Here is a 10,731-nt window from a genome sequence, read left to right as displayed (position 1 = left end):
CGTTTCGAGGGCCGCCTGCGCCGCGATCATGCGGGGGAGCGGGGCCGCCCCCGGCTGCGGGGTGTACGTCCCGGGGACGGTGGTCGTCGTCATGAGCGCAGCTCCTTGCCGGTCAGCTCCAGGAAAACGTCCTCCAGGGTGTGCCGTTCGACCGAGATCTTCTCCGGCATCACCCCGTGCTGCGCGCACCACGAGGTGACCGTGGCGAGCAGTTGCGGGTCGACCTTGCCGCCGACGCGGTAGGAGCCCGGGGTCAGTTCGGCGGCCGTGGAGTCGGCCGGGAGGGCCTTCAGGAGGGAGCCGACGTCGAGGCCGGGGCGGCCGGTGAAGCGGAGGGTGTTCTCGGCGCCGCCGCGGCACAGTTCCTCGGGGGAGCCGTGCGCGATGACCTTGCCGGCGTCGATGATCGCGACGTCGTCGGCGAGTTGCTCGGCCTCGTCCATGTGGTGGGTCGTGAGGATGACGGAGACACCGTCCGCGCGGAGGTCGCGGACGAGGTCCCAGGTGGCGCGGCGGGCCTGCGGGTCGAGGCCGGCGGTCGGCTCGTCCAGAAAGACCAGTTCGGGGCGGCCCACGACGGCCATCGCCAGCGCGAGGCGCTGCTGCTGGCCGCCGGAGAGCCGGCGGTACGTCGTACGGCCGCAACTGCCAAGGCCCAGGCGCTCGATGAGGGCGTCCACGTCCAGCGGGTGCGCGTGCAGCTTGGCGATGTGGCGGAGCATCTCGTCGGCGCGGGCGCCCGAGTAGACGCCGCCGGACTGGAGCATCACGCCGATTCTGGGGCGCAGTGCGGCGGACTCGCGGACCGGGTCGAGGCCCAGGACGCGCACCGTGCCGGAGTCCGGCTTCCGGTACCCCTCGCAGGTCTCGACCGTGGTCGTCTTGCCCGCCCCGTTGGGTCCGAGTACGGCGGTGACACCCGATTCGGCCACCAGGTCGAGGCCGTTCACCGCGGTCTTCGTGCCGTACCGCTTCACCAGGGCCTGGACCTGGAGCACGGGCTCGCTTCGCATGGGCCCGAGTCTAGGTAGGCCGACCTCGCCTCAGAGATGGGGGTCCCCCCGCTCGAACGAAGTTGAGAGTGGGGGAGGGTGCAGGATCTCCTCCTCACGGGGACGGTGCAGGGGCAGCCACCGCTCGGCGTAGGCCACGGCGTCGCCCACTGGGAACAGCCGCACGTCGGCCGCGCCCGCCTTGCCGCGGACGACGGGACGGTCCCGTTCGAAGTCGTGGCCCAGTTCGTCGAAGCGGTCGGAGGAGATCGACACCTCGGTCACCGTCTCCCAGCCGGCCGGGCCGGGGCGGCCGAGCGCGACGAGCGGGGACGGCACGCGGTACTCGGCGAGATGGAAGCTGGTGCAGGTGTCGTAGCCCGCGCCGAGCAGCAGCACGCGCGCGTGGAGGCCTTCCAGGCGGGCCAGCGGGCTGCGCTCGCCGAGCCGGCAGTCGAGGGCGTGTCCTTCGAGGATCTCGGCGGCGTGCGGGCCGATCGCCGCGAAGGAGGTCTGCGGGTGCGCGGAGCGCAGGGCGCCGGGCCAGGTGCGCACGGTCTCCGGGACGACGCCCACGCCGCGCGAGGGCGTGACGAGGGGGTCGTAGGACGGCATGGAGGCGCGGATGGTGTCCCACCATGCGCGGGGGACCGGCGGGTTTCCCCAGTTGGCCGGGTCCGAGAGGTCGCCGGTCTGGGTGGGGACGACCAGGGTGCCGGTCGGGCCGAGTACGTCGAGGAGACCCTGGACGACCGACACGGCGCCTCCGCAGACCCATCCGAGGGAGCTCAGCGAGGTGTGCGCGAGGAGGATCTCACCGGGGCGCACGCCCACCTCGCGCAGGTCGGCGGCGAGTGTGTCCCGGGTGACAAGTGGGCCGGTGGGAGGGGGTGTGGCCATGGGTGGGGAGTCTCCCGGAAGGGGGTCGGCGGCGCCACCCGATTGATCGATCAAAGATCGTTTCCGCAGGTCAGATTAGGTATACCTAAGTGACGCAGCGCACCGCCGGGTGGCCGGGACGCGGGTTGCCTGCCTCTGAGGAATTACGCAACAATGGCGTTGTGAAAAACGTTGGCGAGGCTCCGCAGGAGGAACTCGCGACCGGTGAGCGGTCCACCCGCAACCGAGTCGCGCGCTCCATCCTGGACCACGGCCCGTCGACCGTGACCGACCTCGCGGGCCGACTGGGGCTGACCCAGGCCGCCGTGCGCCGTCATCTCGACGCACTCGTCGCCGACGACGTCGTGGAAGCACGTGAGCAGCGGGTCTACGGAGCGCGCACGCGCGGCCGCCCCGCCAAGGTGTTCGCCCTCACCGACTGCGGGCGCGACGCCTTCGACCAGTCCTACGACAAGCTCGCCGCCGACGCGCTGCGCTGGATCGCCGCGCACAGCGGCGGGGACGAGGCGGTCGTCGCCTTCGCCCGCGACCGCATGGCCGCCCAGGCCCTCGCGTACCGCGAGGCCGTCGAGGCCGCGGCTCCCGAGAACCGCGCGGAAGCGCTGGCCAAGGCCCTGAGCGCGGACGGGTACGCTGCTACGGCGCGTAGCGCACCGGTCGGTGAGCAGCTCTGCCAGCACCACTGCCCGGTCGCCCATGTCGCCGAGCAGTTCCCGCAACTGTGCGAGGCGGAGACGGAACTCTTCTCCCAGCTGCTCGGCACCCATGTCCAGCGACTGGCGACCATCGCCCACGGCGACGGTGTGTGCACCACGTTCATCCCAAAGATTTCCAAGACCACACATAACGCATCTGCAAGTACCGCCGGGAGGAACCCCGCATGACGCTCCCCATCGAGGAGACTGCCCACCCCGAGCTCGAGGGTCTGGGTACGTACGAATACGGCTGGGCCGACTCCGACGTGGCCGGTGCCTCCGCCAAGCGCGGCATCAACGAGGACGTCGTCCGGGACATCTCCGGCAAGAAGAGCGAGCCGGAGTGGATGACCAAGCTCCGCCTCAAGGGCCTGCGCCTGTTCGAGAAGAAGCCCATGCCGAACTGGGGCTCCGACCTCTCCGGCATCGACTTCGACAACATCAAGTACTTCGTGCGCTCCACGGAGAAGCAGGCGGAGTCCTGGGAGGACCTGCCCGAGGACATCAAGAACACGTACGACAAGCTCGGCATCCCCGAGGCGGAGAAGCAGCGCCTCGTCGCCGGTGTCGCGGCCCAGTACGAGTCCGAGGTCGTCTACCACCAGATCCGTGAGGACCTGGAGGAGCAGGGCGTCATCTTCCTCGACACCGACACCGCGCTGAAGGAGCACCCGGAGCTCTTCAAGGAGTACTTCGGCACCGTCATCCCGGTCGGCGACAACAAGTTCGCGTCGCTGAACTCCGCGGTCTGGTCCGGCGGTTCGTTCATCTACGTGCCCAAGGGCGTCCAGGTCGAGATCCCGCTCCAGGCCTACTTCCGGATCAACACGGAGAACATGGGCCAGTTCGAGCGGACCCTGATCATCGTCGACGAGGGCGCCTATGTGCACTACGTCGAGGGCTGTACGGCCCCGATCTACAAGTCGGACTCGCTGCACAGCGCGGTCGTCGAGATCATCGTCAAGAAGAACGCCCGCTGCCGTTACACGACCATCCAGAACTGGTCGAACAACGTCTACAACCTGGTCACCAAGCGCGCCGTCGCCTACGAGGGCGCGACCATGGAGTGGATCGACGGCAACATCGGCTCCAAGGTGACGATGAAGTACCCCGCCGTCTACCTGATGGGCGAGCACGCCAAGGGCGAGACCCTCTCCATCGCCTTCGCGGGCGAGGGCCAGCACCAGGACGCCGGCTCCAAGATGGTCCACATGGCGCCGAACACGTCGTCCAACATCGTGTCGAAGTCCGTGGCGCGTGGTGGCGGCCGTACGTCCTACCGGGGTCTCGTCGAGATCGGCGAGGGCGCCCACGGCTCCAAGTCGAACGTGCTGTGCGACGCGCTGCTCGTCGACACGATCTCCCGCTCGGACACGTACCCGTACGTCGACGTCCGCGAGGACGACGTCTCCATGGGCCACGAGGCGACCGTCTCCAAGGTCTCCGAGGACCAGCTCTTCTACCTGATGAGCCGCGGTCTGACCGAGTTCGAGGCGATGGCGATGATCGTGCGCGGCTTCGTCGAGCCGATCGCCAAGGAGCTGCCGATGGAGTACGCCCTGGAGCTCAACCGGCTGATCGAGCTCCAGATGGAAGGCGCGGTCGGCTGACCCCGCCCCATCGGTCAGCACATTTCTTGACTTCAGAAAGCGAGCACTACGACAGCCATGGCTGAGGCTCAGAACTCCACGGTGGGGTCCTCCACCACCGCCGGATCGATCGCGGTGGCCGCCGAGTCGACCGTCGCCACGCGCATGAGCGCGCCCCCCTCCTTCGACGTGGCGGACTTCCCGGTCCCCCACGGCCGCGAGGAGGAGTGGCGGTTCACCCCGCTGGAGCGCCTGCGCGGGCTGCACGACGGCACCGCGGTCGCCACCGGCGACGGCGTGAAGGTCGCCATCGGGGCCCCCGAGGGGGTCACCGTGGAGACCGTCGGCCGTGACGACGCGCGGCTCGGCAAGGCCGGCACCCCGGTGGACCGCGTGGCCGCGCAGGCCTACTCGTCCTTCGAGAAGGCCTCGGTCGTCACCGTCCCCAAGGAGACGGTCCTCACCGAGCCGATCCGCATCGCCGTACACGGCGAGGGCGGGGTCGCCTACGGCCACCAGGTCGTCGAACTGGGAGCCTTCGCCGAGGCCGTCGTCGTCATCGACCACACCGGTGACGCGGTCCTCGCCGCCAACGTCGACTACGTCCTCGGCGACGGCGCCAAGCTGACCGTCGTCTCCGTCCAGGACTGGGACGACAAGGCCGTGCACGTCGGCCAGCACAACGCCCTGATCGGCCGGGACGCCACGTTCAAGTCGTTCGTCGTCACCTTCGGCGGCGATGTCGTACGACTGCACCCGCGCGTGGCCTACGCCGGACCCGGCGGCGAGGCCGAGCTGTTCGGCCTGTACTTCACGGACGCCGGCCAGCACCAGGAGCACCGCCTCCTGGTCGACCACAACGTCCCGCACTGCAAGTCCAACGCCATCTACAAGGGCGCGCTGCAGGGCGAGGGCGCGCACGCCGTCTGGATCGGTGACGTGCTCATCGAGGCCAAGGCCGAGGGCACCGACACCTACGAGATGAACCGCAACCTGGTTCTGACCGACGGCGCCCGCGTCGACTCCGTCCCGAACCTGGAGATCGAGACCGGCGAGATCGTCGGCGCCGGACACGCCTCCGCGACCGGCCGCTTCGACGACGAGCAGCTCTTCTACCTGATGGCCCGCGGCATCCCGGCCGACGACGCCCGACGCCTGGTGGTCCGCGGCTTCTTCGCCGAACTGGTCCAGCAGATCGGTGTCGCCGACATCCAGGAGCGCCTGCTGGAGAAGATCGACGCGGAGCTGGAGGCGTCGGTCTGATGTCGTTCGTACGCGCCTGTGGGCTGAGCGAGCTGGAGGAGGACACCCCGAAGCGGGTGGAACTCGACGGCACGCCGGTCTCGGTCGTCCGTACCGCGGGAGAGGTGTTCGCGATCAACGACATCTGCTCACACGCGAACGTCTCGCTCTCCGAGGGCGAGGTCGAGGACTGTCAGATCGAGTGCTGGCTGCACGGCTCCGCGTTCGACCTGCGCACCGGCAAGCCGTCCGGCCTCCCCGCCACCCGCCCCGTACCCGTTTACCCCGTACAGATCGAAGGGGACGACGTGCTCGTCTCCCTCACCCAGGAGTCCTGAGGAACCCATGGCAACGCTTGAAATCCACGACCTGCACGTCACCGTCGAGGCCGACAACGCCACGAAGGAGATCCTCAAGGGCGTCGACCTCACCGTGAAGCAGGGCGAGACCCACGCCATCATGGGCCCGAACGGCTCCGGCAAGTCGACCCTCGCCTACTCGCTCGCGGGCCACCCGAAGTACACGATCACCGGCGGCACCGTCACCCTCGACGGCGAGGACGTCCTGGAGATGTCCGTCGACGAGCGCGCCCGCGCCGGCCTGTTCCTCGCGATGCAGTACCCGGTCGAGGTCCCCGGTGTGTCCGTCTCCAACTTCCTTCGTACGTCCGCCACCGCCATCCGCGGTGAGGCGCCGAAGCTGCGTACGTGGGTGAAGGAGGTCAAGGAGACCATGGAGCGCCTCTCCATGGACCCGGCCTTCGCCGAGCGCAACGTCAACGAGGGCTTCTCCGGCGGTGAGAAGAAGCGCCACGAGATCCTTCAGCTGGAGCTGCTCAAGCCGAAGATCGCCATCCTCGACGAGACCGACTCCGGCCTGGACGTCGACGCCCTGCGCGTCGTCTCCGAGGGCGTCAACCGCGTCCGCGAGACCGGCGAGGTCGGCACCCTGCTGATCACGCACTACACGCGCATCCTGCGCTACATCAAGCCCGACTTCGTGCACGTCTTCTCCGGCGGGAAGATCGTCGAGTCCGGCGGCGCCGAGCTCGCCGACAAGCTGGAGAACGAGGGCTACGAGGCTTACACGAAGGGTGGCGTATCAGCGTGACGCAGTTGCCGGGCCTCCTCGACACCGAGGCGCTCCGCAAGGACTTCCCCATCCTGGACCGCACGGTCCACGACGGTAAGAAGCTCGTGTACCTGGACAACGCGGCGACCTCGCAGAAGCCGCGCCAGGTGCTGGACGCCCTGAACGAGTACTACGAGCGCTACAACGCCAACGTCCACCGCGGTGTGCATGTGCTCGCCGAGGAGGCCACGGCGCTGTACGAGGGCGCGCGGGACAAGGTCGCCGCGTTCATCAACGCGCCCTCCCGCGACGAGGTGATCTTCACCAAGAACGCCTCCGAGTCGCTCAACCTCGTGGCGAACATGCTGGGTTGGGCCGACGAGCCCTACCGCGTGGACCACGAGACCGAGATCGTCATCACGGAGATGGAGCACCACTCCAACATCGTCCCGTGGCAGCTGCTCTCGCAGCGCACGGGCGCGAAGCTGAAGTGGTTCGGCCTCACGGACGACGGCCGGCTGGACCTGTCGAACATAGACGAGATCATCACGGAGAAGACGAAGATCGTCTCCTTCGTCCTGGTCTCCAACATCCTCGGTACGGTCAACCCGGTCGAGAAGATCGTGCGCCGCGCGCAGGAGGTCGGGGCCCTGGTCCTGATCGACGCCTCGCAGGCCGCCCCGCACATGCCGCTGGACGTCCAGGCGCTCCAGGCCGACTTCGTGGCCTTCACCGGCCACAAGATGTGCGGCCCGACCGGCATCGGCGTCCTCTGGGGCCGCCAGGAGCTGCTCGAAGACCTGCCCCCGTTCCTGGGTGGCGGCGAGATGATCGAGACCGTGTCGATGCACTCGTCGACGTACGCCCCCGCCCCGCACAAGTTCGAGGCGGGCACCCCGCCGATCGCCCAGGCGGTCGGTCTCGGCGCGGCGATCGACTACCTGTCGGCGATCGGCATGGACAAGATCCTCGCCCATGAGCACGCGCTGACCGAGTACGCGGTGAAGCGCCTGCTGGACGTCCCCGACCTGAAGATCATCGGTCCCACCACGGCCGAGGACCGGGGCGCGGCGATCTCCTTCACGCTGGGCGACATCCACCCGCACGACGTGGGCCAGGTCCTCGACGAGGAGGGCATCGCGGTCCGGGTCGGCCACCACTGCGCACGGCCCGTCTGCCTGCGCTACGGAATTCCTGCGACCACGCGAGCGTCGTTCTATCTGTACTCCACGCCGGCCGAGATCGACGCACTGGTCGACGGCCTGGAGCACGTACGGAACTTCTTCGGCTGAGGAGCTGGCTGAACGTGAAGCTGGATTCGATGTACCAGGAAGTCATCCTGGACCACTACAAGCACCCGCACGGGCGGGGCTTGCGGGATGGCGATGCCGAGGTGCACCACGTCAACCCGACGTGCGGCGACGAGATCACGCTGCGCGTGAAGTACGACGGCGAGCAGATCACCGACATCTCCTACGAGGGCCAGGGCTGCTCCATCAGCCAGGCCTCGGCCTCCGTACTGAACGACCTCCTCGTCGGCAAGGAGCTGGCCGAGGCACAGAAGATCCAGGAGACCTTCCTGGAGCTGATGCAGTCCAAGGGCCGCACCGAGCCCGACGACGCGATGGAGGAGGTGCTGGAGGACGCGATCGCGTTCGCCGGTGTCTCCAAGTACCCGGCACGGGTGAAGTGCGCCCTCCTCAGCTGGATGGCGTGGAAGGACGCGACGGCCCAGGCCCTGGGCGGAGTCGACGCCGACGCGGAAAGGAAGACGGCATGAGTGACACCGAGACCATGGAGATCAAGCCCGCCTCCGAGGAGGAGGTCCGCGAGGCCCTGCTCGATGTCGTCGACCCCGAACTGGGCATCGACGTCGTCAACCTCGGCCTCATCTACGGCGTGCACATCGACGACGCGAACATCGCGACGATCGACATGACGCTGACCTCGGCGGCCTGCCCGCTGACGGACGTCATCGAGGACCAGGCCAAGTCCGCCACGGACGGCCTCGTCAACGAGCTCCGGATCAACTGGGTCTGGATGCCGCCGTGGGGCCCCGACAAGATCACGGACGACGGACGCGACCAGCTCCGGGCACTGGGCTTCAACGTCTGAGCCTTCTGGTTCCTCTGAGTTCACCGGAAACGGCCATACCTTTCGGGTATGGCCGTTTCGCTGCATCACGTAGTCATCGACACACACGATCTGCCGGGCCTCGCCCGCTTCTGGTGCCAGGTGCTCGACTGGCGGATCCTGTCCGAGAAGGAACGCGAAGTCGTCATCGGACCGGGGGAGTTCGCGGCGACCGGCATCTGCTTCATGCCGGTGAGCGAGCCGAGGACCGCCAAGAACCGACTGCACTTCGACCTCGCCCCCGACGACCAGGACGCCGAGGTGGAGCGGATCCTCGCGCTGGGTGCGCGCCGGGTCGACATCGGGCAGAGCGAGACCGTGGGCTGGGTGGTGCTCGCCGACCCGGAGGGCAACGAGTTCTGCGTACTACGGCCCAGGGCCTCGCTGATCGCCTTTCGTGAAGTGACCGTCCAGGGGCCCTAGTCGAGCCCGGCCACCAGCCGGAACGCCGAGTCCGCCCGGAACAGGCTGCTGTTCTGGTACTGGTCCAGCTTGAGCTGGAAGTTCTGGTGACGCAGATAGCGGCCCGGGTAGTTGACCGACTCCAGCATCACCGCGCCCGAGTAGGACGACGTCCGGGGGCAGAAGGTGGCGTCCTGCTTGAAGAGGGACGAGCCGTCGTTGCGTTCGGCACGGAGGACGAAGTTGCGGTGGCGGAGGTAGCTGCCGTCGGCCGTCGTGAACGAGTAACAGGAGCTGTTGGCAAGGCCCTTGACCACTTTGAAGGTCGAGGCGCGGCGGGCCGTGGCGGAGTCGGCCGGGTTGAGCTTGACGTAGTCGCCGCTCACCTGCCAGTAGCGGTCCGGGTAGTTGACCGAGCGCACCGACTTCCAGGCGGTCGAGGAACTCGACGAGCCGCCCGACCCGCCCGACCCGGACGATCCTCCCGAGCCCGACGAGGACGAACCGCTGTGGGACGACGCCGACTTGGAAGGCGCGGGCGCCTTCGCGGAGGGCGTGGCGCTCTGCTCCGCGGCGGTGGCCGACGCGGAGGGTGACTTCGTGGCGGCCGGTTTGTGCGCGTCGGGCGTGGGCGTGTCCGTCTTCGACGGCGAGGCGAACGAGAGCAGGCCGGGACCGTCCGCTCCGATCGACGACGGATCCGTCGCCGCCTTGGTGCGTGGCGTGTCGTCGGACTGCTTGTCCGTGACGACGATCGCCGTGGCGCACACGGCGATCGTGGTGAGGGCGAGCGCCCCGGCCAGCCAGAGCCGGCGGGTTCCGGGGGCCCGGGAGCTGTCGGGGATCCAGCCGTTCTCCCAGGAGGAGTGGTGCGGGGGAGGGTGCTGGGACGTGTTGTCTGGCATGCGCTGTTCCTCCAGCGGAGCCCATGGCGACGGCCGTGGCCGTGAAAACCAGGTGAGTGAACGGTGAAACAGTAGTGGAGCGAGAGGCCTGTGAGCAGCCGTTTTCAGTGAGCGGTTTCTACGAGTTCCGAGGTCGGCGTGCGACGTATGGGATTTCACCTCTCATTCCTTCGTGCACTTTTATCAACTCCGCTCGGAACAGGGCTACTTGGGCGAGCCCCGCGCCTCGGGCGAAGAGATGCCGCTGCCATGGGCGGGCTGCTCCGCCCGCTGTTATGTACACTCGTACACATGGGATTCCTGATGCTCCTCACGGCGATCGCCGCGGAGGTGGGCGGCACCACCGCCATGAAGTTCAGCCACGGCTTCAGCCGGCTGTGGCCCTCGGTCCTCACGGTCGTCGGATACGTGCTCTCCTTCGCACTGCTCGCGCAGACCCTGAAGTCCATGTCGGTCGGTACGGCCTACGCGATCTGGGCCGGCCTCGGCACCGCCGCCATCGTGGGCATCGGAACGGTGTTCCTGGGCGAGGGGATGACCTTGGCGAAAGCCGCCGGAATCGCGCTGATCATCATCGGCGTCGTCGTCCTCAACCTGGGCGGCGCGCACTGATGGCCCGGCGCTACGACCCCGAGCGGCGCCAGCGGATCATCGACGCGGCGATCCGGGTCGTCGGGCAGAAGGGCATCGCGGGACTCAGCCACCGCTCGGTCGCCGCCGAGGCCGATGTGCCGCTCGGCTCGACGACGTACCACTTCACGACCCTCGACGAACTGATGGTCGCCGCGCTGCGCCAGGCCAA

The 10,731-nt window shown here is 68.4% G+C and carries 14 protein-coding genes; 11 read left to right on the top strand and 3 right to left on the bottom strand.

Translation table 11 applies throughout. The features are described 5' to 3' along the window. Positions 1-89: 89 nt before the first annotated feature. Both JHN45_RS45920 and JHN45_RS45915 read right to left on the bottom strand, forming a co-directional pair. Entirely contained in the window at positions 90-1,013 is a 924-nt protein-coding gene (locus tag JHN45_RS45920; protein ID WP_200717709.1) for an ABC transporter ATP-binding protein, read from the bottom strand. A gap of 30 nt (positions 1,014-1,043) precedes the next feature. Beyond that, the gene (locus JHN45_RS45915; RefSeq protein WP_200717710.1) at positions 1,044-1,892 is read right to left on the bottom strand and encodes an aminoglycoside N(3)-acetyltransferase; all 849 of its coding nucleotides are present in this window, start codon (positions 1,890-1,892) and stop codon (positions 1,044-1,046) included. Between the two features lie 161 nt (positions 1,893-2,053). Between JHN45_RS45915 and JHN45_RS45910 the strand changes: the two genes are divergently transcribed. The 9 genes from JHN45_RS45910 to JHN45_RS45870 are packed head-to-tail and all read left to right on the top strand — an operon-like array spanning position 2,054 to position 9,045. Beyond that, complete coding sequence (locus JHN45_RS45910) at positions 2,054-2,776, top strand: metalloregulator ArsR/SmtB family transcription factor (protein ID WP_200716328.1); 723 nt, start codon at positions 2,054-2,056, stop codon at positions 2,774-2,776. Beyond that, complete coding sequence (gene sufB, locus JHN45_RS45905; protein ID WP_200716327.1) at positions 2,773-4,197, top strand: Fe-S cluster assembly protein SufB; 1,425 nt, start codon at positions 2,773-2,775, stop codon at positions 4,195-4,197. Before JHN45_RS45910 ends, sufB begins: the two co-directional genes overlap by 4 nt. A gap of 57 nt (positions 4,198-4,254) precedes the next feature. After that, positions 4,255-5,439, top strand: coding sequence for a Fe-S cluster assembly protein SufD (gene sufD, locus JHN45_RS45900; RefSeq protein WP_200716326.1), 1,185 nt, complete (start codon positions 4,255-4,257; stop codon positions 5,437-5,439). Beyond that, the gene (locus JHN45_RS45895; RefSeq protein ID WP_200689345.1) at positions 5,439-5,756 is read left to right on the top strand and encodes a non-heme iron oxygenase ferredoxin subunit; all 318 of its coding nucleotides are present in this window, start codon (positions 5,439-5,441) and stop codon (positions 5,754-5,756) included. The genes sufD and JHN45_RS45895 overlap by 1 nt, the downstream gene beginning before the upstream one ends. A gap of 7 nt (positions 5,757-5,763) precedes the next feature. Continuing rightward, entirely contained in the window at positions 5,764-6,528 is a 765-nt protein-coding gene (gene sufC, locus JHN45_RS45890) for a Fe-S cluster assembly ATPase SufC (RefSeq protein ID WP_200716325.1), read from the top strand. After that, a complete protein-coding gene (locus JHN45_RS45885; RefSeq protein WP_200716324.1) occupies positions 6,525-7,781 on the top strand; it encodes a cysteine desulfurase in 1,257 nt (418 codons plus the stop codon). Before sufC ends, JHN45_RS45885 begins: the two co-directional genes overlap by 4 nt. Before the next feature lie 14 nt (positions 7,782-7,795). Then, positions 7,796-8,269, top strand: coding sequence for a Fe-S cluster assembly sulfur transfer protein SufU (gene sufU / locus JHN45_RS45880; protein WP_200716323.1), 474 nt, complete (start codon positions 7,796-7,798; stop codon positions 8,267-8,269). Continuing rightward, positions 8,266-8,604, top strand: coding sequence for a metal-sulfur cluster assembly factor (locus JHN45_RS45875; protein WP_019060535.1), 339 nt, complete (start codon positions 8,266-8,268; stop codon positions 8,602-8,604). Before sufU ends, JHN45_RS45875 begins: the two co-directional genes overlap by 4 nt. 48 nt (positions 8,605-8,652) lie before the next feature. Next, positions 8,653-9,045 carry a VOC family protein gene (locus JHN45_RS45870; RefSeq protein ID WP_200716322.1) on the top strand — a complete coding sequence of 131 codons (393 nt, stop codon included), beginning with the start codon at positions 8,653-8,655 and terminating at the stop codon, positions 9,043-9,045. Here JHN45_RS45870 and JHN45_RS45865 read toward each other — a convergent pair. Continuing rightward, positions 9,042-9,929 (bottom strand): AbfB domain-containing protein, encoded by an 888-nt coding sequence (locus JHN45_RS45865; protein WP_201055352.1) that lies wholly within the window; start codon positions 9,927-9,929, stop codon positions 9,042-9,044. The two genes, JHN45_RS45870 and JHN45_RS45865, sit on opposite strands and share 4 nt — an antisense overlap. Positions 9,930-10,220: 291 nt before the next feature. Here JHN45_RS45865 and JHN45_RS45860 point away from each other — a divergent pair, with 291 nt between their 5' ends. Beyond that, entirely contained in the window at positions 10,221-10,541 is a 321-nt protein-coding gene (locus JHN45_RS45860) for a multidrug efflux SMR transporter (RefSeq protein WP_200716320.1), read from the top strand. After that, on the top strand, positions 10,541-10,731 hold a 191-nt coding region (locus JHN45_RS45855), incomplete at its 3' end, for a TetR/AcrR family transcriptional regulator (protein ID WP_201055351.1). The genes JHN45_RS45860 and JHN45_RS45855, both read left to right, overlap by 1 nt.

The organism is Streptomyces sp. MBT53, from assembly GCF_016654115.1.
Lineage (GTDB): Bacteria > Actinomycetota > Actinomycetes > Streptomycetales > Streptomycetaceae > Streptomyces.
Note: the sequence above shows the minus strand (reverse complement) of the source record. Positions and strands in the feature narration are given on the sequence as shown.